This window comes from Pseudomonas sp. R-28-1W-6 (assembly GCF_009799925.1).
In the GTDB taxonomy this organism is placed as follows: Bacteria; Pseudomonadota; Gammaproteobacteria; order Pseudomonadales; family Pseudomonadaceae; genus Aquipseudomonas.
Genome location: NZ_WELK01000011.1, coordinates 59,066 through 86,064, shown reverse-complemented (window position 1 = coordinate 86,064; position 26,999 = coordinate 59,066). Strand labels below are relative to the sequence as shown.

General features: G+C 64.7%; 22 protein-coding genes. 2 read left to right on the top strand and 20 right to left on the bottom strand.

All coding sequences use genetic code 11. The features are described 5' to 3' along the window. Position 1: 1 nt before the first annotated feature. The 7 genes from F3I62_RS17195 to F3I62_RS17165 form a co-directional block, all read right to left on the bottom strand. A complete protein-coding gene (locus tag F3I62_RS17195; protein WP_160490867.1) occupies positions 2-817 on the bottom strand; it encodes a hypothetical protein in 816 nt (271 codons plus the stop codon). After that, positions 814-1,398, bottom strand: a complete 585-nt coding sequence (locus F3I62_RS17190; RefSeq protein WP_160490866.1) for an RNA polymerase sigma factor — start codon at positions 1,396-1,398, stop codon at positions 814-816. Before F3I62_RS17190 ends, F3I62_RS17195 begins: the two co-directional genes overlap by 4 nt. After that, positions 1,399-3,174, bottom strand: coding sequence for a VWA domain-containing protein (locus F3I62_RS17185; protein ID WP_160490865.1), 1,776 nt, complete (start codon positions 3,172-3,174; stop codon positions 1,399-1,401). 82 nt (positions 3,175-3,256) lie between these two features. Further along, positions 3,257-4,690 carry a PLP-dependent aminotransferase family protein gene (locus F3I62_RS17180; RefSeq protein ID WP_160490864.1) on the bottom strand — a complete coding sequence of 478 codons (1,434 nt, stop codon included), beginning with the start codon at positions 4,688-4,690 and terminating at the stop codon, positions 3,257-3,259. 204 nt (positions 4,691-4,894) lie between these two features. Continuing rightward, entirely contained in the window at positions 4,895-5,704 is an 810-nt protein-coding gene (locus F3I62_RS17175) for an OmpA family protein (RefSeq protein WP_160490863.1), read from the bottom strand. After that, positions 5,701-5,973 (bottom strand): DUF4398 domain-containing protein, encoded by a 273-nt coding sequence (locus F3I62_RS17170; RefSeq protein ID WP_160490912.1) that lies wholly within the window; start codon positions 5,971-5,973, stop codon positions 5,701-5,703. Before F3I62_RS17170 ends, F3I62_RS17175 begins: the two co-directional genes overlap by 4 nt. Positions 5,974-6,064: 91 nt before the next feature. Further along, entirely contained in the window at positions 6,065-6,895 is an 831-nt protein-coding gene (locus F3I62_RS17165; RefSeq protein WP_160490862.1) for an ABC transporter substrate-binding protein, read from the bottom strand. 113 nt (positions 6,896-7,008) lie between these two features. On the opposite strand from F3I62_RS17165, the gene F3I62_RS17160 reads away from it, so the two are divergent. Then, the gene (locus F3I62_RS17160; RefSeq protein ID WP_160490861.1) at positions 7,009-7,935 is read left to right on the top strand and encodes an alpha/beta fold hydrolase; all 927 of its coding nucleotides are present in this window, start codon (positions 7,009-7,011) and stop codon (positions 7,933-7,935) included. A gap of 253 nt (positions 7,936-8,188) precedes the next feature. Here F3I62_RS17160 and F3I62_RS17155 read toward each other — a convergent pair whose 3' ends face one another. Then, positions 8,189-9,118 (bottom strand): electron transfer flavoprotein subunit alpha/FixB family protein, encoded by a 930-nt coding sequence (locus F3I62_RS17155; RefSeq protein ID WP_160490860.1) that lies wholly within the window; start codon positions 9,116-9,118, stop codon positions 8,189-8,191. Continuing rightward, a complete protein-coding gene (locus tag F3I62_RS17150; RefSeq protein ID WP_160490859.1) occupies positions 9,119-9,868 on the bottom strand; it encodes an electron transfer flavoprotein subunit beta/FixA family protein in 750 nt (249 codons plus the stop codon). Between the two features lie 308 nt (positions 9,869-10,176). Here F3I62_RS17150 and F3I62_RS17145 point away from each other — a divergent pair, with 308 nt between their 5' ends. After that, on the top strand, positions 10,177-11,859 hold the full coding sequence (locus F3I62_RS17145; RefSeq protein ID WP_160490858.1) for an electron transfer flavoprotein-ubiquinone oxidoreductase: 1,683 nt from the start codon (positions 10,177-10,179) through the stop codon (positions 11,857-11,859). 294 nt (positions 11,860-12,153) lie between these two features. Here the strand turns inward: F3I62_RS17145 and F3I62_RS17140 are convergent, their stop codons facing one another. The 11 genes from F3I62_RS17140 to F3I62_RS17090 all read right to left on the bottom strand — a co-directional run bounded on the left by F3I62_RS17140 (position 12,154) and on the right by F3I62_RS17090 (position 26,999). After that, a complete protein-coding gene (locus tag F3I62_RS17140; RefSeq protein ID WP_160490857.1) occupies positions 12,154-14,541 on the bottom strand; it encodes an RND family transporter in 2,388 nt (795 codons plus the stop codon). 17 nt (positions 14,542-14,558) lie between these two features. Next, positions 14,559-15,638, bottom strand: coding sequence for a YCF48-related protein (locus F3I62_RS17135; RefSeq protein ID WP_160490856.1), 1,080 nt, complete (start codon positions 15,636-15,638; stop codon positions 14,559-14,561). 199 nt (positions 15,639-15,837) lie between these two features. Continuing rightward, positions 15,838-17,196 carry a DUF1329 domain-containing protein gene (locus F3I62_RS17130; protein WP_160490855.1) on the bottom strand — a complete coding sequence of 453 codons (1,359 nt, stop codon included), beginning with the start codon at positions 17,194-17,196 and terminating at the stop codon, positions 15,838-15,840. A gap of 17 nt (positions 17,197-17,213) precedes the next feature. Beyond that, positions 17,214-17,504 (bottom strand): hypothetical protein, encoded by a 291-nt coding sequence (locus tag F3I62_RS17125; protein WP_160490854.1) that lies wholly within the window; start codon positions 17,502-17,504, stop codon positions 17,214-17,216. Positions 17,505-17,561: 57 nt separating this feature from the next. Continuing rightward, positions 17,562-18,932 (bottom strand): DUF1329 domain-containing protein, encoded by a 1,371-nt coding sequence (locus F3I62_RS17120; protein WP_160490853.1) that lies wholly within the window; start codon positions 18,930-18,932, stop codon positions 17,562-17,564. 57 nt (positions 18,933-18,989) lie between these two features. Continuing rightward, positions 18,990-20,906 (bottom strand): DUF1302 domain-containing protein, encoded by a 1,917-nt coding sequence (locus F3I62_RS17115; RefSeq protein ID WP_160490852.1) that lies wholly within the window; start codon positions 20,904-20,906, stop codon positions 18,990-18,992. 442 nt (positions 20,907-21,348) lie between these two features. Next, positions 21,349-24,006 (bottom strand): aminopeptidase N, encoded by a 2,658-nt coding sequence (gene pepN / locus F3I62_RS17110; protein WP_160490851.1) that lies wholly within the window; start codon positions 24,004-24,006, stop codon positions 21,349-21,351. A gap of 14 nt (positions 24,007-24,020) precedes the next feature. Further along, positions 24,021-24,851 (bottom strand): DUF2797 domain-containing protein, encoded by an 831-nt coding sequence (locus F3I62_RS17105; protein ID WP_178122528.1) that lies wholly within the window; start codon positions 24,849-24,851, stop codon positions 24,021-24,023. A 9-nt stretch (positions 24,852-24,860) separates the two neighbouring features. Continuing rightward, positions 24,861-25,124 (bottom strand): YeaC family protein, encoded by a 264-nt coding sequence (locus F3I62_RS17100; protein ID WP_160490850.1) that lies wholly within the window; start codon positions 25,122-25,124, stop codon positions 24,861-24,863. 40 nt (positions 25,125-25,164) lie between these two features. After that, positions 25,165-26,028: a rhomboid family intramembrane serine protease gene (locus F3I62_RS17095; RefSeq protein WP_160490849.1), complete on the bottom strand. Its 864-nt coding sequence runs from the start codon at positions 26,026-26,028 to the stop codon at positions 25,165-25,167. Beyond that, positions 26,025-26,999 carry a metallophosphoesterase gene (locus F3I62_RS17090; RefSeq protein ID WP_160490848.1) on the bottom strand — a complete coding sequence of 325 codons (975 nt, stop codon included), beginning with the start codon at positions 26,997-26,999 and terminating at the stop codon, positions 26,025-26,027. The genes F3I62_RS17095 and F3I62_RS17090 overlap by 4 nt, the downstream gene beginning before the upstream one ends.

Below are 26,999 nucleotides of genomic sequence, written 5' to 3'. Positions count from 1 at the left end.
GCTAGCGGGAACTGGCCGGCTTTAGCGCCTCGTCCTGCAGGCGCTTGAGCTCGGCGTCCAGGTCCAGTTGCGGGTACTCCGGGCGTAGGGCCTGCAACAGTTTATCGGCCTCATCCTGCCGGCCTTCCGCACGCAGGCGCAGCACGTTGTGCAGGCGCAGCTCCAGTGGCGGTGCTTCGTCGATCGCGGAGTGCCCCTCGCCCTCGATTGCCGCCCGGGCCTGCTCGTTGGCAGCCGCTTCGGCTTTGCTTTCGGCCGCTGGCGAGAGCGCGCTGGCATCGACGGCAGCATCGCTCAGCGCCTCGACCGGCGAGGCGGCCTGTGGCTTGGCCAGAGGCATCTGCCGCGCCATGCTCGCGGCCGCTGCAGGCGCGGCATGGGACTCAGTCGGCTCGATGCTGCCGGCCATGGACTCGGCCATCTCGGCTTTCTTCTTCTCCGGCTCGGCGAGCTGCTTGCGCGCCTCAAGAGCCGGCGCCATTTCCCGCAGGACCGGCGCCGCGGGTGCCTCGGCCGCCACCGGCGCAGGCCTATCGTAGGCAGTGGGCGCCTGCTCCTGGGTGCGCCAGGTCAGGCTCAGGCCGATGCCCAGCGTGGCCAGGCCGGCAAACGCCACCGACCAGCGGGTACGGCTGCCGCGGCCGAACAGCCAGCCATGCAGGCGCTGGGCGACGCTCGGCGTAGCCGGCGCGATGGCCTGACGGGCGGCGGCGAGGATCAGCGCATCCACGGCGGCAGATGGCTCGCCCTGGCTGTGCTGGCGAAAATGCTGCAGCAGTTGCTGTTCCTGCTGCAGGTCTTTGTCCTGTTGGCTCATGCGGATACCTCCTCGGCCGAAGCCGGATCGGCCAGCAGCCGACGTAACTTGTTCAACGCGTAACGCAGACGACTCTTCACGGTTTCCGCCGGGGTCTGGGTGAGGTCGGCGATCTCCTGCAATTCCAGATCGCCGTGGGCGCGCAGCAGGAACACCTCGCGCTGCTCCTCTGGCAAATCGGCCAGGGCCGCCTGCAGGCGCTCCTGGTCGCGACTGAGCAGCAGTTGCTGCTCGGGCCCGGGACCTGGGTCGGCGCTGGCGTGCTGCTGCTCGTCGTACTCATCGAGCTTTCCCTGGTGGCGACCGGACTTGCGCCATTGGTCGATCAGGCGGTTACGCGCGATCTGGTACAGCCAGGTCTTGAACAGCACCGCCTCGCGTTGCTCGCTGGCGCTGCGGATCAGGCTCATCCAGGTGTCCTGGAACACCTCCTCGGCCAGGGCGTGATCGCCACACAGGCCCAGCAGGAAACGAAACAGGCCGAGGCGATGGCGCTCGTACAGCTGCGCGAAAGCTCCGGCATCGCCTTGGCGATAACGCCGCAGCAGCGCGGCGTCATCGTCTCTCATCGGTTGGTTCAATTAGTCGGCCCTGACTTGAACGTTTTGCGGAGTTTGCAGGCTTTGCGCGAGTTCGACCAGTTGCACGAACTCGGCACGCAGGCCGTAGCGGTCCTCGCCCTTGGCGCCACGGGCCAGCTTGGCGCTGTCGGCCAGGCCGAACTCGCCGGTGTACTTGCCCTCCTTGAGCTGCTGGGCGAAGGCAGCCACGGCGGCGGCGAAGCGCAGGTCCTCGCTGGCCTGGGCGATCGGGGTAACACTCTCGCCCTTGCCGATCGGCACCTCGACCAGTTTGCTCGCCCCACCCTCTGGCGCCTTGTAGCGCAGGCGCAGCCAGGCGATCTCGCCAGGTTTACCCGCGCCCTTGCCGGACTCGGCGTAGCGCAGCGGCTCCAGCCAGCCCTTGGCGCCGACCGGGACGATTTCATACAGCGCGGTCACCGTGTGCCCGGCACCGATCTCGCCGGCGTCGATCTTGTCGTTGCTGAAATCTTCGCGCTTCAGCGCGCGGTTCTCGTAGCCGAGCAGACGGTATTCGCTGACCTCGGCCGGGTTGAACTCGACCTGGATCTTCACGTCCTTGGCCACTACGGCGAGGGTCGAACTGAGCTGATCCACCAGCACCTTGCGCGCCTCGCGCAGGTTGTCGATGTAGGCGTAATTGCCGTCGCCAGCGTCGGCCAGCTGCTCCATCAACTGCTCGTTGTAGTTGTCGGTGCCGAAGCCCAGGGTGGTCAGCGACACGCCGCTCTTGCGCTTGTCGGCGGCGAGATGCTTGAGGGTCTCGAAGTCGCTGATGCCGACGTTGAAGTCGCCGTCGGTGGCCAGCAGGATGCGGTTGATGCCGTCCTTGAGCAGGCCCTTCTGCGCCTCCTGGTAGGCCAGCTGGATGCCCGACTCGCCGGCGGTGGAGCCGCCGGCGCTGAGCTGGTCGATGGCCGCGCGGATCTTGGCCTTCTCGCTACCGGCGGTGGATTCCAGCACCACGCCGGCCGTGCCGGCATAGGTGACCAGGGCCACGCGGTCCTGCGGGCGCAACTGGTCGACCAGCAGCTTGAGGGTGCTCTGCACCATCGGCAGGCCTTCGCGGCGATCCATGGAGCCGGACACGTCGACCAGGAACACCAGGTTGGCCGGTGGCAGCTCGGCTGCGCTCAGGTCGGAAGCCTTGATCGCCACGCGCAGCAGGCGGGTCTGCGGGTTCCACGGTGAGGCGGCCAGCTCGGTGCCGACGCCGAACGGCGTGTCGCCCGTCGGTTGCGGGTAGGCATAGGGGAAGTAGTTCACCAGCTCCTCCAGGCGCACCGCGTCCTTGGGCGGCAGGCTGCCGTCGTTGAGGAAGCGCCGCACGTTGGCGTAGCTGCCGGTGTCGACGTCGATGCTGAAGGTCGACACCGGTTGCTCGGCCACGGCCTGCACCGGGTTGTCGGCGACCTTCTGGTACTGCTCGCGGTACAGGTCCTGGTAGCCGAACTGGACGCTGTCGGCCAGCGGCGCCGGGGCGATCATCGGCACGCTCTGCGGCATCGACTTGCGCGCGTCCATGGCGCCGGCGACGCTGGCGGCTTCGGCTTCGGCTTCGGCTTCGGCTTCGGCCTTGACCGGGGCGGTATAGGCGGTGTTGGCCTCCACCTGCTCGCGCAGCATTTGCTGCTGCACGACCGGTTCGGCCGGCTTGGCCGCGGCCTTCTTCTCGGCGTCGTTATTGGCGGCGCTGCAGGCGGCCAGCGCCAGGGCCAGGCCGGCGCTGAAGCCGGCGAGCAGGGGTTGGCGGATCGGGGTAACGGTGGTGGACATGCTGGCGATCTCCTCGGGCGAATGCTTGGTTCGCTCAAGTAGACGAGGCCGCCACCCGGTTCGGGTTAAGCCGGCAGCAGCATCACTGCAACGCTTCCTGGCACAACTGCCCGGCGAGCCTGCCGAGGGTCATCATCGCCCGCTCGGATTCGCGGTCCCAGGGGATGCCACAGGTCAGGCGCAGGCAGTTGTTGAACTGCTCGGTGTTGCTGAAGATCAGCCCCGGCGCGATGCTGATGCCCTGCTGCAAAGCCCGCGCATGCAGGTCGCGCACGTTGACCCGCCCCGGCAGGCTGACCCAGAGGATGAAGCCGCCGTTGGGCCGGGTCATCTGCGTGCCTTCCGGGAAGTACTGCTGCACCGCCAGCTGGTAGGCGGTCATGTTCTTGCGGTACTCCTGGCGGATATAGCGCAGGTGGCGGTCGTAGCCGCCGTTCTCCAGGTAGGCGGCCACGCCCATCTGGGTCACGCTGCAAGCCGAGTGGGTACTGAAGGTCTGCAGGCGCCCGATCTCGTCCTGGTGGCGGCCGGCAATCACCCAGCCGATGCGCACCCCCGGCGAGATGGTCTTGGAGAAGCTCGAGCAGTACACCACCTGGTCGTCGCGATCGTAGGCCTTGAGCGCCTTGCTGCGCCCCGGCTCGAACAGCAGTTCGCCGTAGATGTCGTCCTCGATCACCTGGATGCCGTAGTCGGCGGTGAGCCTGAGCAACTGCTTCTGGCGCTCCTCGGGCATGCTGCCGCCCATAGGGTTGCTCAGCCGTGCGGTCAGCACCAGGGCCTTGATCGGCCACTGGTTGGCCGCCAGCTGCAGCGCCTCCAGGCTCATGCCGGTGGTCGGGTCACTGGGGATCTCGATGACCTTGAGGCCGAGCAGTTCGGCCAGTTGCAGCAGGCCGTAATAGGTCGGCGACTCGGCGGCGATCAGGTCGCCGGGCTTGGTCAGCACGCGCAGGGCCATGTGGATGGCGTCCACGCAGCCGTGGGTGATCACCACTTCCGAGGGGTCGACCACCACGCCGGCGTCGCGCATGCGGATCGCCACCTGGCGGCGCAGCGGCTCGAAGCCGGGGCTGAACATGTAGCTGAAGGCCTGCGGGCTGTGGAAGCGGGTGACCTTGGCCAGTTGCTGGTGCAGCGCGCGCACCGGCAGGTAGTCCACATGCGGCACGGCGGCGCCGAGGGGAAACATGTTTTCCTGGCGCGAGTCGGTGAGTACCTGGTTGATGATGCTGCTGCGGGTGACCAGGCCCGGCAGCTCGACCCGGGCGATATCGGGGGTCGGCGCGGTCAGCGAGGCGCTCTGGTGCACGTAGAAGCCGGATTGCGGGCGGGCGCGGATCAGCCCCTGGTCTTCCAGGTTGGCGTAGGCCTGCAGCACGGTGGCATGGCTGACGCTGAGCTGCGAACTCATCTTGCGCACCGAGGGCACCCGCTCGCCGGGCTGATAGACGCCGCGGCGGATATCCTCGGCCAATTGCTGGGCGATGCGTTGGTAGAGCAACAAGCTGGTCATTACGACAAATCCTTGGACATCTGTGCCACTGAACCAGAACAGTAGCCCATCAGACCCAGACAACAGCAGTACAGTTCCCCTCTATATCGGCAATACAGTGCGATCCGCAGCAGCTCAAGCAGCCCTCTGTACCCCTGCCCTCGCCTGCCGGGCAGAAAAAACCCCGGGGCGGGAAGCGTCCGGGGTTGCGGGTACGGGGCGGCATCAGCGACCGGGCTGCAGCTTGCCCTTGTCGTCGGAGAACACGATCTCGACCCGGCGATTCTGCGCCCGCCCGCGGCTTGAGGCGTTCTCCGCCACCGGATAGGCTTCGCCGTAGCCTTCGACGCTGATGCGCTGGCTGTCGATACCGAGGTCGACCAGCACATCGGCCACCGTCTGCGCCCGGGCGCGGGACAGCTCGAGGTTCTCCCTGGCGTCGCCGCGGCCGTCGGTATAGCCCTCGATGCGCACGATGCGCCGCGGGTTGAGCTGGAGGAACTGCACCAGCTTGAGCAGCGTGCGGTTGGCCGAGGTCTTCAGTTCGGCACGACCGGCATCGAACAGCACGTCGCCCAGTGTCATCACCAGGCCACGCTCGGTTTCGCTGGCAGCCAGGCTGACCATCTGCTCTTCCAGCCACTGCCCCTGCTGCTGCACGCTGAGCAGCTTGGCCTCGCGCAGGGCCAGCTGCAGGCGCTGGCGCTCCAGTTCGAGCTTGGCGGCCCGCTCCTGGTTCAGGCTCAGCTCACTGTGCTGGCTGGCGATATCGCTGTAGCGCTGGCTGAGGTAGGCGTAGTGCAGCACGTCCGCGTTGCTGCCCCAGTAGTTGGACAGGCGTTGCGCGCGGGCCAGCGACTCGCCGGCGCGGATCACGTCCTTCGGCGCGCTGCGCAGCACATCGGCGTTTTCCTTGACCTTCTGGAAGTGGCTCTCGGCCTCGACCAGAGCCTGCTGGCTGTCCTGGCTGGCACAGCCGCCAAGTGCGCTCAGGGCCAGCAGCAGGGCGCTAGCCAGGTAGTTGCGGCGGCTCACTGCTGATCCCCCAGTTGCTTGCGCAGGCGCGTGATGCGGGTATTGAGCTCAAGCAATTGCGTCTGGCTCTTCTGCGTCAGCACCTTGGCCTCGGCCAGGCGCGCATCCAGCTCGGCCTGCTCGGCGAAGACCCGGGCGCGCTTGTAGTCCTCTTCACCCATGTTCTTTTCCGCGCGGGCGAGCTTGCGCTCGGCCATCTGCATTTCCGGGATCTGCTCGTCGGCACCCACGGCGCGGGCCTGTTCCACCGCCTTGGCGGCCAGGCTCATCTGCGCGGTCGGCGCCGGGTCGTTGGCGCAGCCGGCCAACGCCAGCGTGGCCAGAGCGACGCATGCAATTCGCTTGTTCACTGAACGGTTCCTACTCACTAGGCGGGGGACTGACGGCCTGCAGCTGTTGCGCTTTCCAGCGTTGCAGATTGCTCTGCAACAGCGTCTCGGGCAGGCCGGAGGCGGTCAATTCTGTCATCTTTTTCGCCAGCTGTCCGCGCAACCAGGGATCGTTGCAGGCCGAGCTGTGCGACAGGGTGAGAAACAGACCCTCGCTGGAGATCGGCGGTTCCAGCGCCTGCAGATCTTCCTGCAAGCCCAGGCTATCGACCAGCGCCACGCCGGGATAGCGCTCGTACAGCACGTATTCGGTGCGCCCGAGCAGCAGCTTCTGGAACGCCTGGGTCAGGCTGGGTACGTTCTCCAGGGTCAGGTTGGCCTTGGCGAAGGCATCGAACTGCTGGCCGAAACTGTTGCCGACCAGGGTGCCGCCGAGCTTGCCGCGCAGGTCGTCCCAGCCGAGGTAGGGAAACTCCTTGCCCTTGCGCACCCAGACCACGCTGGGGGTGACATAGAAGGCCGGATGCACGTAGTCCATGCTTTCCAGGCGCGGCAAGGTGAGGAAGGCGCCGGCCAGCAGATCGATGCGACCGGTGCGCACCTCGTCCTGGGCGCGCGACCAGGGGCCGCTGTGGATCACCTCGATTTCCACACCGATGTCCTGGCCAATGCGCTGCAACAGCTCGGCGTTGGCACCGATCAGCTTCTGCGGGTTCTGCGGGTCACGCCAGAGATAGGGCGGATATTCCGGATTGCCGGTGGCGACCAGGCGTTCGCACTTGCCAACGGCCAGCGCCAGCCCGGGAGCCAGCAGCAGCGCCAGCAGCAAGAGCGAAGACTTGAGAAATGGCTCAGCGCGCATAAAGTGTCCCGACTTGATGTTCGACAGGGCATGGGTCATATCTGACTGCCCGCAATCGTATTAATGCTAGCTTAAAAGCAGCTCTAAATAATTATTAGCGATAAGGAATCGCCATGAAAAAACTTCTCTTCGCGCTGGTCCTGCTGCTGGCCGGTGCAGCCGGGGCCCTGTACCTGTCGCCCGGCGCCCTGATTGGCGGCGTGCAATGGGTCGAGCGCGGCCTGGCCGGCCTGTCGACCGAGCAGGTGCAAGTCGGCGAACTGCGGATCCACTACTACGAAGGCGGCCCGGCGGACGGCGAAACCATCCTGATGATCCATGGTTTCGGCGCCAACCGCGACAACTGGTTGCGCTTCGCCCGCCATTTCACCGCACGCTACCATGTCATCGCCCTCGACCTCCCCGGCTTCGGGGAGAGCAGCAAACCCGATGCCAGCTATGACGTGGCCGCGCAGACCGAGCGCGTGCAGGCATTCATCGAGACGCTGGGCATCGACAAGCTACACCTGATCGGCAACTCCATGGGTGGACACATTGCCGCACTCTACGCCGCCCGCTACCCACAGCAGGTACTGAGCCTGGCCCTGCTGGACAATGCCGGCGTCACTTCGCCGAAGCAGAGCGAGCTGTTCCAGCGCCTCGAGCGTGGCGAGAACAACCCGCTGGTGGTGCGCAACGCCGCGGACTTCGAGAACCTGATGAACTTCGTCTTCGTGGCCCCGCCGCCCCTGCCGGACGCACTGAAACAGCACTTCGCCGAGCAGGCCATGGCCAATAGCGCGCACTACGAAAAGATCTTCACGCAACTGCGCGAGCACTATGTGCCGCTGGAGCCGGAACTGCCGAAGATCACGGCGCCGACCCTGCTGCTGTGGGGCGACCGCGATCGCGTGCTCGACGTGTCCAGCATCGCGGTGATGCAGCCGCTGCTGCAGAAATCCAGCGTGGTGATCATGAAGGATTGCGGCCATGCACCGATGATCGAACGGCCGGAGGAAACCGCCGGCCACTACCAGAGCTTTCTCGACGCGCCACGCTGAGCCGGGATCGCCGGGCTCGCGGCCGAGGCCGCGCCTAGCGGAGCGTTCGGGGAAACGAAGCAACAAAAAATGCCCGAAAGCCATTTTTGACGTCGCGCCGCGACGACCCGAAGGGTGGCTGCCAAGAATGGCAGATCACAAAAACGCCGGGAGCGTTTTTGCGTGCAAGCCCCGAAGGGGTGAAGCACATGGATGTGCTGAACACAAAAAACCCGCTCGATGAGCGGGTTTTTTGTGGGAGCAGGAAGCTGGCTTACACCAGTTTTTCCAGTTCCGGTACGGCTTCGAACAGGTCAGCCACCAGGCCGTAGTCAGCCACCTGGAAGATCGGGGCTTCTTCGTCCTTGTTGATGGCGACGATGACCTTGGAGTCCTTCATGCCCGCCAGGTGCTGGATGGCACCGGAGATGCCGACCGCGATGTACAGTTGCGGAGCGACGATCTTGCCGGTCTGGCCAACCTGCATGTCGTTCGGTACGAAACCGGCGTCGACAGCGGCGCGCGAGGCACCCACGGCAGCGCCCAGCTTGTCGGCCAGGGCGTACAGATGCTTGAAGTTGTCACCGTTCTGCATGCCACGGCCGCCGGAAACGACGATCTTGGCAGCGGTCAGTTCCGGACGATCGGACTTGGCCAGTTCTTCGCCGACGAAGGCCGATTTGCCAGCATCAGCCGAACCGCTCACCGCTTCAACGGCAGCGGAACCGCCTTCGGCGGCAACCGGGTCGAAACCGGTGGAGCGCACGGTGATCACTTTCACGGCAGCCGAAGACTGCACGGTAGCGATGGCGTTACCGGCATAGATCGGGCGCTTGAAGGTGTCGGTGCTTTCCACGGCGATGATCTCGGAGATCTGATCGACGTCCAGCTGGGCAGCAACGCGCGGCAGCACGTTCTTGCCGTTGCTGGTGGCGGCAGCCAGGATGTGGCTGTAGCCCTTGCCCAGTTCGGCAACCAGCGGCGCAACGTTTTCCGGCAGCTGATGGGCGTAGGCAGCGTTGTCGGCAACCAGAACCTTGGCTACGCCAGCGATCTTGGCGGCAGCTTCGGCAGCAGCGGCGCAACCGGCACCGGCAACCAGAACATGGATGTCGCCACCGATTTTCGCGGCAGCGGCAACGGTGTTCAGCGTGGCAGGCGCCAGGGCAGCATTGGTGTGTTCAGCGATAACCAGGATAGTCATTTAGATTACCTTCGCCTCGTTCTTCAGTTTCTCGACCAGTTCAGCCACGGACTTGACCTTGATGCCGGCGCTGCGGGCAGCAGGCGCTTCGACTTTCAGGGTCTTGACGGTGGAAGCGGTGGAAACACCCAGGGCGTCCGGGGTAACCACGTCCAGCGGCTTCTTCTTGGCTTTCATGATGTTCGGCAGCGACGCGTAGCGCGGTTCGTTCAGGCGCAGGTCGGTGGTGACGATGGCCGGCAGATTCAGCGCAACGGTCTGCAGACCGCCGTCGATTTCGCGGGTCACGTTGACCTTGTCACCAGCCACTTCGACTTTCGAAGCGAAGGTGCCTTGGCCGTAGCCGGTCAGGGCGCCCAGCATCTGGCCGGTCTGGTTGTTGTCGCTGTCGATGGCCTGCTTGCCCAGGATGACCAGCTGCGGCTGCTCTTTATCAACCACGGCTTTCAGCAGTTTGGCCACGGCCAGAGAGTTCAGCTCGTCGTTGGACTCGACCAGGATGGCACGGTCAGCACCCAGAGCCAGAGCGGTACGCAGCTGCTCCTGAGCGGTGTTCGGGCCGATGGTGACGACGACGATTTCGCTCGCAACGCCTTTTTCCTTCAGGCGTACGGCTTCTTCCACGGCGATTTCGCAGAAGGGGTTCATCGACATCTTGACGTTGGCGAGGTCGACGCCGGAGTTGTCCGCTTTGACGCGAACTTTGACGTTGTAGTCGACCACTCGTTTGACAGCTACAAGAACCTTCATGGATTCCTCGTTACTCTCCGGTGAATAAGAATGTCGCCAAGTCGAGCCTGGCCGGTGATGCAGGTCGGCCGGAACCGACGGTCAGCCCATACGGCGAACGCAAAACCGCCCGTATCTTGACCGGAACACCTTTTTCGGTCAACACGAAAAACCGCCCTTGCATCCGCCGCCAAGCCTTGTCCTGCCGGGCTTTAACAAAATTCAAACAAACGTTTGTATTGGACGGGCGCGGGCGCGTAGATATAATGCCCACGCGCAGGCCAGAGAAAGCCTAGCCCCAAAGCAAAATCAATAACACCGAAGAAGCCTTGAGTAGGAGATTCTCTGTGGAACGCGAATTTATGGAATTCGACGTCGTCATCGTCGGTGCCGGTCCGTCCGGGCTGTCCGCCGCCTGCCGACTGAAACAGAAGGCCGCCGACGCCGGCAAAGAAATCAGCGTCTGCGTGGTCGAGAAGGGTTCCGAAGTCGGCGCACACATCCTCTCCGGCGCGGTGTTCGAGCCGCGCGCGCTGAACGAGCTGTTCCCCAATTGGCAGGAGCTCGGCGCCCCGCTGAACACGCCGGTCAAGCGCGACGACATCTACATGCTGAAGAGCGCCGAAAGCGCGATCAAAGTCCCCGACCTGTTCGTGCCGAAAACCATGCACAACGAGGGCAACTACATCATCTCCCTGGGCAACCTGTGCCGCTGGCTGGCCCAGCAGGCCGAAGCCCTGGGCGTCGAGATCTACCCGGGCTTCGCCGCCCAGGAAGCGCTGATCGACGAGAATGGCGTGGTGCGCGGCATCGTCACCGGCGACCTGGGTGTCGACCGCGAAGGTCATCCGAAGGAAGGCTACTACACCCCCGGCATGGAACTGCGTGGCAAGTACACCCTGTTCGCCGAAGGCTGCCGCGGCCATATCGGCAAGCAGCTGATCCAGAAATTCAACCTGGACTCCGAAGCCGACGCCCAGCACTACGGCATCGGCATCAAGGAAATCTGGGACATCGACCCGGCCAAGCACGAGCAGGGCCTGGTGGTGCACACCGCCGGCTGGCCGCTGAACGTGGTCGGCACCGAGAACACCGGTGGCTCCTTCCTCTATCACCTGGAAAACAACCAGGTGGTGGTCGGCCTGATCGTCGACCTGTCCTACGCCAACCCGTTCCTCTCGCCGTTCGACGAGTTCCAGCGCTACAAGCACCACCCGGTGATCAAGCAGTACCTGGAAGGCGGCAAGCGCGTGGCCTATGGCGCTCGCGCCATCTGCAAGGGCGGCCTGAACTCGCTGCCGAAGATGGTCTTCCCGGGCGGCGCCCTGATCGGTTGCGACCTCGGCACCCTGAACTTCGCCAAGATCAAGGGCAGCCACACTGCCATGAAGTCCGGCATGCTGGCCGCCGACGCGGTAGCCGACGTGCTGCTGGCCGACGGCCAGGGCGGCGATCTGCTCAATGGCTACGTCGATGGCTTCAAGGCCAGCTGGCTGTACGACGAGCTGTTCCGCAGCCGCAACTTCGGCCCGGCACTGCACAAGTTCGGCCCGCTCGTTGGCGGCGGCATCAACTGGCTGGACCAGAACATCTTCGGCGGCAAGATCCCCTTCACCCTGCACGACACCAAGCCGGACTACGCCTGCCTAAAGCCCGCTGCAGAATCGAAACGCATCGACTATCCGAAGCCGGACGGCAAGCTGAGCTTCGACAAACTCTCCTCGGTGTTCCTCTCCAACACCAACCACGAGGAAGAGCAGCCTTGCCACCTGAAACTGGCCGACGCCAGCATTCCGCTCGGCAAGAACCTGCCGCTGTACGACGAGCCGGCACAGCGTTACTGCCCAGCCGGCGTGTACGAGATCGTCACCCAGGAAGACGGCGAGAAGAAGTTCCAGATCAACGCGCAGAACTGCGTGCACTGCAAGACCTGCGACATCAAGGACCCGGCCCAGAACATCACCTGGATCGCTCCGGAAGGCACCGGCGGCCCGAACTACCCCAACATGTAATTCGAGACGCACCGAAGAAGCCGCCGCAAGGCGGCTTTTTCTTGCCTGCGATTCCACGCGGGCAGACATGCAGCCCCTCGCCCGCCACTCGACAGCGGCAACCAAAACCGCCCGTACCACTGCCACCACGACGCCACGGCTTGCACGCTACCGGCGCCTAGCCCATTTCCCGCAGGTACGGCTTCAGCCGTGCGGCTTCGCGGCTAAAGCCGCGCCCACAGCAAACAGCGCAGCAGCAAACAGCGGGCAACAAAAAGGGCTCCCGAAGGAGCCCTCTTGCACAGCGCTACAGGATCAGTGCGCGAACAGCGAACCGCCCACCTTGCCGGCCAGCTTCTCCGGCTTGATCAGGAAACGGGCCAGGGCTGGCAACAGCCACAGGGCGCCGAACATGTTCCACAGCAGCATGAAGGTCAGCATCAGACCCATGTCGGCCTGGAACTTGATCGCCGAGAAGATCCAGGTCGCCACGCCGATGGCCAGGCACAGACCGGTGAACAGCACGGCCTTACCGGTAGACTTCAGGGTCTGGTAGTAGGCCTCCTGCAGGGTCATGCCGGCGCGCAGGAAGCTTTCCAGGCGGCTGTAGATATAGATGCCGTAGTCGACACCGATACCCACGCCCAGCGCGATCACCGGCAGGGTCGCCACCTTCACGCCGATGCCCAGCCAGGCCATCAGAGCATTGCCGAGGATGGAGGTAAGGATTAGCGGCAGGATGATGCACAGCATGGCGCCGAACGAACGGAAGGTGATCAGACACATCACCGCCACGCAGATGTACACCAGCACCAGGATGATCAGCTCGGACTTGGCGATGACCTCGTTGGTCGCCGCCTCGATGCCGGCGTTACCGGCGGCCAGGAGGAACTCCAGCCCCTCCTTGTTGTGCTCCTTGGCGAACTCCTGCACCACATCGACGGCGCGCTTGAGGGTCGCGGCCTTGTGGTCGTTGAGGAACACCAGCACCGGCGCCAGCGAACAGTCGGCGTTGTACAGGCCGTCCGCACGGGCGATCGAGTTGTTCAGCACGTCCGGGTTGCGCGACAGGGTTTCCCATTTCAGGTTGCCCTCGTTCATGCCCTTGATCACCTGCTTGGACACGCTGACCATGGAGATAGCCGACTGCACGCCCTCGGTGTTCTCCATGCGCCACATCAGCTCGTCCATCGGCGCCAGGGTCTCGTGGGTCGAGCAGCCCTCGTTGGCCGTCTTGACCATCACCACCAGCACGTCGGAGCTGGTCGAATAGTTGCTGATGATGAAGTTGTTGTCCTGGTTGTAGCGCGACTCCGGACGCAGCTCCGGCGCACCCTGATCGAGGTCGCCGATCTGCAGGTTGGCCTTCTGGTACCAGAAGCCGCCGACGCCGGCGGTCAGGGCGATGACCACCGAGACCGGCGCCACCACCGGGTGAGCAAAGTTGGACAGCAGGCGCCAGAAAGGATGGTCACGCACCGCGTCCTTCTTGCTGCGCTCGACCGCCTTGTTGCTGATGCCAATATAGGAAATCGCCACCGGTAGCAGGATCAGGTTGGTGAACACGATCACCGCCACGCCGATGGAAGCGCCGATGGCCAGCTCGCGAATCACGCCGATGTCGATCACCAGCAGGGTGATGAAGCCGACGGCGTCCACCAGGATGGCGATCATGCCCGGCAGGAACAGCTGGCGGAAGGTGCGCCGCGCCGCGGTCAGGGCGTTGTCGGCGTCGCTCGACTGCAGGGCGATACCGTTGATCTTCTGCACGCCATGGGAAATACCGATGGCGAAGATCAGGAACGGCACCAGCATCGAGTAGGGGTCGAGACCGAAGCCGACCAGATGCATCAGGCCCAGCTGCCAGACCACCGCGATCAGCGTGGTCGACACCACCGAGATGGTCGAACGGATGCACCAGCTGAACCAGTACAGCAGGACCAGGGTGATGCCCAGGGCGATGCCGAAGAACGCCACCACCATGATCAGGCCGTCGATCAGGTCACCGACCTTCTTGGCGAAGCCGACAATGTGGATCTGCACATTAGGGTTCTGCGCCTGGAACTTGTCGCGGATCTTTTCTTCCAGCTCGTGGGAGAACTGGCGATAGTCGAGCTTGAGCAGCTCGCTCTGGTTTTCCGGATTCGGGTAGGACTCCAGCAGCGGCACGTCGACGATGCTCGACTTGAAGTTGTTCGCCACCAGGCGCCCGACCTGGCCGGACTTGAGCACGTTGCCGCGCAGCTCTTCGAGGCTCTCAGGCGAGCCGTCGTAGGTCTGCGGGATCACCTCGCCGCCATCGAAGCCTTCCTCGGTCACTTCGGTCCAGCGCACGCTGGGGCTCCACAGCGACTTCAGGCCGGAACGGTCAACGCCGGAGATGTAGAACACCTCGTCATGGATCTGCTTGAGCGTCTCCATGTATTCCTTGCTGAAGATGTCGCCGTCCTTGGCCTCCACGGAAATACGCACGGTATTGCCGAGGTTGGCCAGGTCGTTGCGGTGCTCCATCATCTTCTGGATGAAGGGATGGTCGAGCGGAATCATCTTCTCGAAACTGGTCGAGGGGCGAATCATCGACGCCTGCCACAGCAGCACGGCGGTGACCAGCAGACAGAGAGTGATCACTATCGGCCGGTTGTTGAAAATCAGGCGCTCGAGAAAGGTCGCCTTGTCCTGGTGATGGCTACTCATCGTACTCATACCCTAAAAAGCCCGGCTTATTGTTGTTGGCCCGGTGCGGCGCCATTCGCGTCTGCTGCCAGCACGCCGCCCTGTCCGACCAGAATCAGCTTGCCCGCGGCATCCTCGGTCACGGCCGCCAGCGAAGCACGGTCGGCACGGTTGATCACCGTGAAGCTGCGCCCGGAGTCGCTGCTGGTCAGCACGCTGCCGCCATGCCCGACGATGACCACGGAGCCATCCTTGAGCAGGCTGCCACCGGACAGGCCGAACTCCAGCGTGCCGGTATCGGAGCGCAGCTGCAGGGCTTGCCAGGTGTTGCCGAAATCGGTCGAACGGAACAGGTTGCCGCGCAGGCCGTAGACCAGCAGGGTGTTCGAGCTGGCAGTGCCCAGCGCGCCGAACAGCGAGCCCTCGTAAGGGCCGCTCACGCGCTCCCAGGTCTGCCCCCAGTCGGCGGAGCGGAACATGCTGCCCTGCTCGCCCACCACGAACAGGCCGGCATCCTTGACGGCGGTGATGCCGTTGAGGTGATAGCCGTCTTCGTTGTCCAGGCGATCGCTGACATCGCTCCAGGTCTGCCCGCCGTCACTGGTTTCCAGCAGGGCGCCGTAGGCACCGACGGCATAGCCGCGATTGGCGTCCTGGAACCAGATATCCAGCAGTGGCGCCTCGCGCTCGAGGTCTTCGTGCTGCAGGGTCCAGTTGGCACCGCCATCGACGGTGGCGAGGATCTGTGCGTCGTGGCCGACGGCCCAGCCCTTCTTGTCATCGATGAAGAACACTCCGGTCAGCATCTGCCGCGACGGTACGCGCGCCTGCACCCAGTTGCGCCCGGCATCGTCGGAAAACAGGATGTGCCCGCGATCCCCCACTGCGACCAGACGCTTGCCGGCATGGGCAATGTCCAGCAGCAGGCTGGTGACCGCTTTCGGCGATTCGATGGAAAACACGGCAGGCGCATCCGCGGCAGCGGCCTGCACCGGAGCAGACAAGGCAAGGACGGAAACGGCGCCGAGCAGTGACAGCGCTTTCGCCAGCGGCGACAGGAAACGGGTGGAAACCTGAACGGAGTACAGGCTGCCGGAGCGGGTGGGCCGCAGAGCGGGCTCACGCATAAAACTTCCCCCTTATTCTTATAGGTGGGTGCATGCCTTATTGGCAGACCCCGCATGCTATACAGCTTTGGAAAAACCTGACAATCGACATGACGTTATGTTTTGTTAAGCGCCCTGGCCCGGCCCTTTGCGCCCGGTTGCCCGGCTGCGGGCCGGCGCCGCGACAACACCCGCGGCCCCGACCACTGTAGCCGCTTGCTCAGCGGGTGCCGAGGCGGCGCAGCGTCGCCACCGAGAAGTGGCTGGCCTCCGGGGCCGGCTGGCTGAAATCGCTGGTGCCCCGCTCCTCGTTGTCCAGGTTCTGCACGTAGTAGCGCCCGGATTGCAGGTCATGGAACACATCCAGCGCGGACCAGGTGGTCGGCAGCTCGTAGTAGTTCTTCAGGTAGGCCAGCGAGACGCGCCACAGTTCGCCGCGGCTGTCGTACTGGTCGACCGCGGCAACCTGCCAGCTGTCCTCGTCGAGGTACAGGGTGCGCTTGGCATAGACGTGACGCGCGCCCGCCTTCAGCTTGCCCTCCACCACCCAGACCCGGTGCAGCTCGTAGCGGGTGAACTGCGGATCGAGATGCCCGGGCTTGATCAGTTGCTCGTACTTCACGTCCGGGCTGGACAGCCGGTAGTTGTTGTAGGGGATGTAGATCTCGCGCTTGCCCAGCAGCTGCCAGTCGTAGCGATCCGGCGCGCCGTTGAACATGTCCTTGTCGTCCGCGGTCATCAGGTTGTCCGCGGTGGTCAGGGGCGTGTCATAGGCCACGTTCGGCGCCCGCCGCACACGACGCTGGCCGGCAGCATAGGCCCAGGCCTGGCGGGCCTGCTCGACCTGGTCGAGGGGCTCGTGCACCAGCAGCGCACCACCGGCCAGACGCGCCGGCGCCTTGGTCTCAGCCATGTAGTAGAACAGCAGGTTATCCAGATCGGCGGCCGAGCCGTTCTGCTGGTAGTAGTTGAACAGCGCCTCCTGGCGCACGGTCACCAGGCCGTAGCTGCCGTTGCGCTGCACGCTGGCATCCGAGGACTGGCGCACCGCATAGGTGCCGCGGTAGCGCACGATGTGGTTCCACAGCGCCTCGACGCCATCCTGGGCAATCGGGAAGGGAATGCCGCCATAGGCCCCGGAGAAACCGTTGCCGTCCTTCAGCAGCTTGGCCTCGGTCGCGTTCTTGCGGGTGTTGTCATACACCCACTGCGGCGCCGATGCGCTGCGCCGGGTCGGGTAGACCGGGATCTGGAAGCTGTCCGGGTAGGCCTTGAACAGGGCGATCTGGCCCGCGGTCAGGTTGCCCTGGTACTGCTCCAGGTTGACCTTGGTGATGGTGAACAGTGGCTTGTCGTCCGGGAACGGATCGACATGATGACGTCCGGCGCCGGCGTAGCCCGCCGGTGGCTGGGTGATGCCGCCGCTCCAGGGCGGAATGGTGCCCGCGGCATTCGCCGCCTTGTCGCCACCCAACGGTGTCAGGCTGACGCCCAGCTTTTGCGCTTCCTGCGGCGACACGGCCGCCATGGCATTCGACAGGCAAACCAGCAAGCCCGCCGCCAAAACTCCTTTCAACATTGCCTTGCTCCACTCGTTCATGCCAGCACGTGCCGGCCAACTCTACACATCACCGCCAGATTTTGCCGGAAGCCTGCAGTCTTTCCGGGTAGCCCCACAGCAATGCCCGGCGCGCGTGTCGACTGGCGCGCCGGGGCGAAGGCCGAGGTGATGACCCGCTGGCCGGGCTGGCAGGCTGCCAGCACGACCGCGCGGGAGTTAAGCAGATTATCCCTGGGCAAAGCGCCAAGCAGCGCACGCAGGCGGAGCAAGACCATGCGGTCGAAAAACAGCCAAAGGGTCATGCCGCAAAATGCCAACGCGATCACGCTGGCGCGGCATCCTACAGCAAGCCGGCCGCCCCGTGGCAGCCGGCAGCGCAACCCTCAGCGGGTGCCGCGACGGCGCAGGGCGGAAGGCGTGAACTGGCTGTCCTCGGGCAGCTTCTGGAAGAAATCGACGGTGCCCGGCTCCTCGCTGTCGAGGTTCTGCACGTGATAACGACGGCCCTGCAGGTCGTGGTAGGCCTCCATCGCCGACCAGGTGGTGGGCAGGTCGTAGTAGTTCTTCAGGTAGGCGATCGACACGCGCCACAGCTCGTTGCGCCCGTCGTACTGGTCGACCACCGCGGCCTGCCAGCTGTCCTCGTCGAGGTACAGGGTGCGCTTGGAATAGATGTGCCGCGCACCGGACTTCAGGGTGCCCTCGACCACCCACACCCGGTGCAGCTCGTTGCGCGTCAGCGCCGGGTTGAGGTGGCCGACCTGCAGCAGGTCGGCGTACTTCACCCCCGGCGCGGAAATCCTGTAGTTGTTGTAGGGGATGTAGATTTCCTTTTTGCCCAGCAGTTTCCAGTCGTAACGATCCGGGGCACCGTTGAACATGTCGGTGTCGTCGGCGGTGCGCAGGCCTTCGGAAGCGGCGATCGGCGTGTCGTAGGCCAGGTTCGGCGCCCGCCGCACGCGGCGCTGGCCGGCGCTGTAGGCCCAGGCCTGGCGCTGCTCCTTGACCTGGTCGAGGGTCTCGTGGACCAGCGCCGCACCGCCGGCCAGGCGCGCCGGGCTCTTGGTGAAGGACAGGTAGTAGAACAGGATGTTGTCCAGGTCGGCGTAGGCACCTTGCGGGTCGTAGTAGCGGAACAGCGCTTCCTGCTCCGAGACCACCGGCGAATAGGCGCCATTGCGCTGCACCGCCACTTCCGCCGAACGGCGCACGATGTAGCTGCCGCGATAGCGCACGATATGGTTCCACAGCGCCTCGACACCGCTCTGCGGGATCGGGAAGGGAATCCCGCCATAGGCATCGGCGAACCCGTTGCCGCCATCCAGCAGCCTGGCCGTGGCGGCATTGCGGATGCTGTTGTCGTACACCCACTGCGGCGCCGAAGCGGAACGCCGGGTCGGGTAGACCGGCATCTGGAAGCTGTCCGGGTAACTGTTGAACAGGGCAACCTGCCCCGCCGTCAGCTGGTTCTTGTACTGCTCCAGATTGGCCTTGGTGATGGTGAACAGCGGCTTGTCGTCCGGGAACGGGTCGACATGGTGCCGCCCCTTGCCCTGGTAGCCGGCCGGGGCCTGGGTGATGCCACCGGTCCAGGCGGGAATGCTGCCGTCCGCATTGCCGGCCTTTTCCGCGCCGAAGGGCGTCAGGCTGGAACCCAGCCTGGCGATGTCCTGGGGCGCCACCGCCGCCAGTGCGCTGCTGGCGCAGAGCGCGAGGGTGAGCGCCGCGCCGATCCGCATGGGTTTGTTGAACATGGTGTTTCTCCGTGATCAGTCGGGCCCGGCCGCAATGCGCCGGGCCCGCGCAAGGGATTAGAAGGAGTACTTGACGTTGAGCCCGAGGTTATCGCGGTCGCGCCCGCTGTTGTTCTGCCCGCCACCGTAGAACTCGGTGTACTGCAGCTCGGCTTCCAGGTTGTTCAGGTAGCTGGCGCGCAAGCCGAGCGAATAGGCCATGGCGCCCTCGACGAAGTTGCCGGTCTGGTGCGAATTGCCCTGGAAGTTGTGCTTGAACACGCCGAAGGGCGCCAGGTTGACCCCGGCGTAGACGTCGTTCCAGGTGCCATAAAGGGCCAGGGTGTAGCCGTAGGCATCGCGGCTCAGCTGGTCATCGTCGTCATAGCCGGAGACATAGGCGCCATTGGGCCGACCGGCGAAACCGCGCTCCACCCCGTCATAGGCAACGTAGGTCAGATCGCTGCCCCGCACATGCTCGGAGGCCAGTTCGGCCACGCCGAACAGCGAATCGAAGCTGAGCCCCGCGCCGAAGTTGTAGATGGTCCCCAGCGAGGCGTTGTAGGCCTCCACCCGCTCGTAGTTGTGGAAGACGGGGCTGCGGCACAACTGCTTGCCGGAGATATCGGCACAGGCCTGATCCCCCGCCACGCTGCCATCGTAGATGTCGGTGCCCCCGAAGATGCCCTGCCCCAGCAGATCGCCGAGCAGGTCGTTGGTGGCACTGATGCCCACCGGCAGGTTGGGCCGGTAGGCCAGTTCGCCGAACACCGAGGCCTCGCCGATGGTGGTGTTGAAGCTGAAGCCGTAGACGCGGATATCCTCCACGTACTCGCGGCGGGCGATGGCGTTGCTGGCGGCGTCGAAGGTGGCTATCGCCGGTGCGAAAAATCCCTGCGCCGCCCCCAGCGCTGCCATGTCGACCCCTTGATAGGCGCCCATGTCCACCGCGATCTGCGGCTCCTTGGCGTGGTAATTGATGTAGTACAGACCGAACTCGGTGAGGTTCAGCTCCTCGGCCACATAGCGCAGGGCAAAGCCGAACTGGCCGTCGTTCTTGGCGTTGATGTCACTGCCAACATTGGCCACCTTGAACACGTTGTGCTGCGGATCGAGATAGGCGTTCGGCCCGAAAGGCCCGTTGCCCACCAGACCGGAGGCCACCTCGTTCAGGTAGCCCGCCATCACCGTACCGACCAGCGGGTTGTCATACGCGGTGTAGGCCGTAGTGCCGCCAGCGGCGAACAGATCGGTCTCGGAGAAGTAGGTGCCGACCGGATCGATCGCACTCTCCTTCCAGTTCCATTGGTAGAAGGATTCCAGCGACAGGTTGTCGGTCAGGCCGATGTTGAAGTTGAAGGCCTCCACCGGTACCAGCACCTCCTTCAGCTCCGAGCCCGGCAGGCGGAACTTGGCGGCATCCACCGGGTTGGTGGTGTTGATCCCACCGCGATAGAAGATGCCCTCGCCCCAGTTGAATACCTGGCTGCCGACCTTGACGGTCAGCGGCATATTGCCCACATCCCAGTTGCCGAACAGATAGGCGTCGAGAATCTGCGCATCGCGCCCGGCCTTGTGCCGGGTCTCATAGGTGAAGCTGTTGTCGTCGGGGTAACCCTGGCTGGGACGGTAGTCGTCGTTGTCGTTGCGCTTGTCCATGATCTGCGTGTCGTAGAACGCAGTGCCACGCATGAACAGGCCGTAGTTCTGGTAGTTGGCCTCCAACTCGGAGGTGAGCTTGAACACCTCGGAGACCAGCCCGGTATCGAAGTTGCGATTGCCATCGTTGCCGTTGGTGTCATCGTTGGTCTTGTCGCGGCCCTGTACGCGCCACAATTGGCCGTAAGAAACCGTGGTGTCGAGCGAGCCGCTGACCTGATCCTCGGCGAGGCTGAATTCCACCGCCTGGGCTGGCAATGCCAGCAAGCCGGCCAGGGCAAAACCCGCACGAGCGGGAGCCAGACCCAGTGAAGCGTTGCGCAAGGGCATATCCATCTGAAGCTCCATGGATTGTTCGTTCTTGTTATGGGCGCATGCTCATCTGCAGCCGGCCTGTCATTGCGATGCCTGACTGCAAATGCGTGGCAACTGCCAATACAAGATCGATACCAGAAGCGCTCCGGCCTCCGGTGTTTTTTCAGGCGAGCGCGAGTGCCGAAAAAACCGGGCAGCGACTGCTTAAAAAACCAGCAGGGAAGACAAAATATTCAGCATTGTCTCGATCCGACCGTGGCTTTGGCGCAATCGAACCTTGAATAATCTGACGGGATTTTTGAGGCAGGAAACCCAGTAAAACCGGGCCTTGCAGAGGGAAAAACTGATCAGGCGGAAAGGAAACAGAATGACGCGCAGGGGTAACAGATAACGCTACCAAGCAAGCGCTAGGTAACACTGCTTGCGACCTTTCCCCGCGGGCAGGAAAGGGCCGCAAGAAGCATCAGGCCAGGCTCTTGCTGACCACCTCGAAGACATCGCTGGACAGCTCGCCGGAGGCCAGGATGCGCTCCAGTTCGCCACGCATCAGCGCCTGGCGCTGCTCGTCGTACTTGCGCCAGCGCGTCAGCGGGCCGAGCTGGCGCGAGGCGATCTGCGGATTGGAGGCGTTCAGGCTGATCACCTGGTCGGCCAGGAAGCGGTAGCCGCTGCCGTCGGCCGCATGGAAGTTGACCAGGTTCTGCCCGGCGAAGGCACCGATCAGCGCACGCACCTTGTTCGGGTTCTTCAGGGTGAAGGCCGGGTGCTGCATCAGCGCCTGTACCCGCGCCAGGCCACCCGGCTGGGTGCTGGCGGCCTGCACGCTGAACCACTGGTCCATGACCAGAGCGTTGTCCTTGAAGTGCTCGGCGAAGGACTTCAGTGCCTCGTTCTTCTCCGCTTCAAACGACGAGTTGACCAGCACGGCCAGGGCGGCGAGGCGCTCGGTCATGTTGTCGCAGACTTCGAACTGCTCCAGACAGGCGGCCAACACCTCCGGCTTGCCGGTCAGCATCAGGTAGGACAGCGCAATGTTCTGCAGGCTGCGGCGGGCGAAATGCGCCGACTCGGCGACATAGGCGGTGCTGCGTGACAGCGCGCGGTTGGCCTGGTAGCGCGCCCACAGCGGCGCGAACAGCGCGCTGGCCAGCTCGCCGCGAGCAAACTCGCGGGCGGCGTGGATGGCGTCGACATCGGCCACTTCGCTGATCTCGGTGAGGTAGCCCTCGCCCGGCAGCGAGAGCATTTCGGCGACCATGGCCTGATCCAGGCTGGCGTTTTCCAGCACGCTGCGCAAGGCGCTGACCAGGCGCTGATCCAGCACCAGCGGCTCGCCGCGTTGATGCTGACCGATCAGCTCCTGCAGCACCTGCACGGCCAGCTGCTGGCCGGCTTCCCAGCGGTTGAAACCGTCGCTGTCGTGCTGCATGAGGAACATCAGCTGGTCGCGGCTGTAGGGGAAGCTCAGCTTGACCGGCGCGCTGAAGCCACGCAGCAGCGAAGGCAGCGGCTTGGCCTCAAGGTTAAGGAAGGTGAAAGCCTGCTCGGCCTGGGTTACTTGCAGCACGCGGGAGCGCCCTACCGGCCTGTCTTCACCGACCAGCTGCAACGGCAGTTCGCGGCCCTCTGCATCCAGCAGCGCCAGCTCCACCGGGATGACGAACGGCTGCTTGTCATTCTGCCCCGGGGTGGCCGGGCAGCTCTGGCGGAACTGCAGGCGGTAGCTGTTGGCCGCCGCATCGTAGCTCTCGCTGACTTCCAGGCGCGGCGTGCCGGCCTGGGTGTACCAGCGCTTGAACTGGCTCAGGTCGACGCCGCTGGCATCTTCCATGGCCTTGACGAAGTCGTCGCAGGTCACCGCCTGACCGTCGTGGCGGGCGAAATACAGGTCCGAACCCTTGCGGAAGGTCTCCGCGCCGAGCAGGGTGTGGATCATGCGCAGCACTTCGGAACCCTTCTCGTAGATGGTCAGGGTGTAGAAGTTGGAGATTTCCATGTACGCATCCGGGCGCACCGGGTGGGCCATCGGGCCGGCGTCCTCGGCGAACTGGTGGGTACGCAGGTAGGCCACGTCCTCGATGCGCTTGACCGTGCGCGAGTTCATGTCGGCCGAGAACTCCGCATCGCGGAACACGGTGAAGCCTTCCTTGAGCGACAGCTGGAACCAGTCGCGACAGGTCACCCGGTTGCCCGACCAGTTGTGGAAGTACTCGTGGGCTACCACCGCTTCCACGCGCTGGTGAGCGGCGTCGGTGGCGGTCTCGGCGCGGGCCAGCACGCAGCTAGAGTTGAAGATGTTGAGGCCCTTGTTCTCCATGGCACCCATGTTGAAGTCGTTGACCGCAACGATCATGAAGATGTCCAGGTCGTACTCGCGCCCGTACACCTCTTCGTCCCACTTCATCGACTTCTTCAGGCTGTCCATGGCGTGCTGCACCTTGTCGATGTTCTCCGGCTCGACGTAGATGCGCAGGGTGACTTCCCGGGCGCTCAGGGTGGTGAAGGTATCCTCCACGCACCACAGGTCGCCGGCGACCAGGGCGAACAGGTAGGCCGGCTTCATGAACGGGTCTTCCCAGGTCGCCCAGTGGCGGCCGTCGCCTTCGCTGCCGCTGGCGATCGGGTTGCCGTTGGACAGCAGCACCGGGTAGCTGTGCTGTTCGGCACTGAGCGTGGTGGTGAACTTGCTCATCACGTCCGGGCGGTCGAGGTAGTAGGTGATCTTGCGGAAGCCCTCGGCCTCGCACTGGGTGCAGTACATGCCGCTGGACTTGTACAGGCCTTCCAGCGCGGTGTTGCTTTCCGGGTGGATGCGCACGCTGCTGTCGATGACGAAGCGTTCCTGGGTCGGCTGCAGGGTCAGGTGGCTGTCGTCCAGCTGGTAGTCGGCGGCGCTCAACTGGCGATCATCCAGCTTGAGCTCCAGCAGCTCCAGTTGCTGGCCGTCCAGCACCAGCGGCGGCAGGCCGGCGCCGCAGGCCGGATTGCGGCGCATCAGCAGTTGCGCGTGGACCAGGGTGTGGTCCTCGTACAGCTCGAAAGTCAGGTGGGTCTCGTCGATCAGGTAGTCGGGGGCCTGATAGTCCTTGAGGTAGATCATTTTCGGCTGTTCGGTACGCATCGGCTTGTGGCCTCTTATTCGGTGAGTACGGCGACCTGGTAGGCCGTGTATTTGCGCAGGTTGATCACGCCCGTGTCGAGAATCAGGTACTGGCCCTTGATGCCCTTGAGGACACCCTCCACCACCGGGGTCTTCTCCAGGTCATGGCTGGCCACCTTGGTCGGGTAGGCGTCTACCGGATAGCGGATCTCCACTACCTCGGCATCGCCGACCGGCTGGATCGCCTGCAGGCCGAAACGCTGCTGCAGCGCGGCAATACCCTCGGCGCAGCTGCTCATCAGCTGCTCGCGCACCGCCGGCAGGTCGACCGGCTCGGCATCGCCCTTGAGCAAGGCGCGCCAGTTGGTCTTGTCCGCCACCTGGCTGCGCAGCAGGTCTTCGACGAAGCCGGACTGCTGGCGGGTGGCCACGCGGAAGATCGGCAGCGCCTGGCTGGCGCCCTGGTCCAGCCAGCGCGTGGGAATCTGGCTGGCACGGGTGATGCCGACCTTGATCCCCGAGGAGTTGGCCAGGTACACCACATGCTCGGTCATGCAGAACTGTTCGCCCCACTGCGGCTCGCGGCAGGTACCGGCGTCGTAGTGGCAGCGCTCGGGGCTCATGATGCAGCTGTCGCACTGCGCCAGCTTGGTGAAGCAGGGGTAGCAGTAGCCCTGGGCGAAGCTCTTCTTGGTCTTGCGCCCGCAGTGACTGCAGTGGATCGCGCCGAGGAACTCCAGGCGGATGCGCTGGCCCAGCAGCGGGTTGACCGGTATTTCCCGCTCGTCCAGGCGAAAGCTGTACTGCACCGGCGCATCCAGGCGCGCCGCCATCTTGCTCAGCGCACCGCGCCCTAACTCATTCATCAAGCGCTCTCAGTGCAGGGTGTCGTTGGACTTGAACAGGATGTTAGGGATCGGTTCGGCATGCGACTCGCAAGCCTGTTCGCCCATGTAGCCGGTGCGTTCTTCCTCGGGCAGGTTCTGTACTTCCCAGGCGATCATCGCCTGCAGCGACAGCTCCTTCTGCTCCTGGGTGAGCTTGCGGCCATCCGGCCACTTGCCGATTTCCACCGCCAGTTTCAGGTTCTGGTAGATCTCGGGGGTGATGTTTTCGATCATTTCGGCAAAGGATGACATCGGCAACTCCAACAGCAAATCACGGAAACAGGCGGCCAGTTTACCGGCGCGCACGCGCCAGCGCACCGCCCAACAGGCCAGCGGCACATCCGGCCAGCAGGCCGCCGACATGCGCGGCGTTGGCGATGGCGCCGAAACCGAGCAGGTCGATGGCGCCGCTCAGGCACACCAGCAGCCAGATCAACATCATCGCCAGCACCCCCCGCGGCAGGACGTAGGCCGGGGTCGGCGCCAGCAGCTGGAAGATCCAGCAGTAGCCAAGCAGGCCGTAGAGCACCCCGGACAGGCCGCCGAACAGGCCGGCACCACCGAAGCCGAACTGCGCCAGATTGGACAGCAGGCTGAACACCAGGGTCAGACCGAGCAGCATCAGGCCGCCCTGGCGTGCCTCGATGCGCCGCCCCAGCTCCCAGTACCACATGGCGTTCATGGCCAGGTGCAACCAGCCGAAGTGGATCAGCATCGGCGTGACCAGGCGCCACCACTGCCCGGCCTGCAGGCTGTCCGGCCAGGGCGTGAAATAGGCGTACTGGCCGGCGATCCGGTAGTCCTGGAAAGTCAGCCAGTGCATGGCGGCGTGGTTGCCGCCCAGTCCGGTGAGCGCGGCGACGATCAGGGTGAGCAACAGCATCAGCGCGGTCAGCGGGCTGGCGCGCAGCTGGCTGAGGATGCCCGGGCGCGACGTGCGTCGTTCGGCAACGGGCAACAGCGCCGCCGCGTCGCCCTGGGGGTAGCGCTGGAACAGCCCGCGCACGCCTTCGGCCTGGGCTTCATCGGCCACCCACAGCACCTGCTCGCCGGACTCCTCGCTGACCCGGTGCGGCACCCGGAGCTGGCGCAACAGGGCGATAAAGCCGCTCAGGTCCTCGCCCAGCGGTCGGCGCAGGGCCGCCACGGCGTTCATCGCGGCGCCTCCGGCGGATCGACCTCGACCCAGACGAACTTGTCCGGATCGATCTGGCTTTCCTCGTCGAGACGATAGGCCACCAGCTTGCCGGCCATCACCGCGCTGTAGTCCAGGCAGGCCAGGTTGGCGCGAATCGGCGCCGGGCGGCCGCGGCGCCAGTAGTGGCCGACGAACAGCATCGGCTGGTCCAGGCCGTATTGCAGCAGGCGATTGCGGTCGGCCGGCGACAGCGGCGTGCGGGCCACATCCTCGGGCAGCGCATCGGGCTGGAACACCACATCGCCGTAGGTCTGCGGGTTGTCTTCCCAGAACTTGGTGCGGAAGAAGGCGCGGCTGAAGCCCTCCTCACTGGTCAGGGTCAGGCCCTGGGGCAGGCGCATGTCGGTGCCGCGCAGCAGGCGCTCGAACACCCGATTGGCGAAGCTGCCGGCCACCGCGGAGGCCTGGACGAAGGCCTGGTCGATGCGCCCGTCCGGGTACTGCTTGCGCAGGCTCTCGATCAGCCCGCCGTCCCAGCAGGCATGCACCAGGCGGAACCGCCCGGCGTCGATGAACAGCGGCAACTGGTAGAACCAGGCGAGGAAATCGTGCCAGTCGCCGGGATGGCCTTCGAACTGCTCCAGGGTCTGTTGCAGCAGGCGCTTGTGCCGCGGCGTGTGCTCGCGCACGAAGTGCCGGCGGCTGTCGGCCGGGGCCGGGGTGACCCAGCCGAGGGCGTTGTACTCGTGGTTGCCCATGATGCACAGCGCCTCGCCGGCGGCGACCATGTCGTGAACCAGGTGCAGCGCCTCGCGGATATGCGGGCCGCGGTCGATGATGTCGCCGAGGAACAGCGCCATGCGCCGCGGGTGGCGCCAGACGCCGGCCTGGCGCTGGTAGCCCAGCTGGGCCAGCAGACGCTCCAGGCTATGCGCACAGCCGTGCACATCGCCGATCAGGTCGTAGCCGCGGGCCGGGTCGAGGTACAT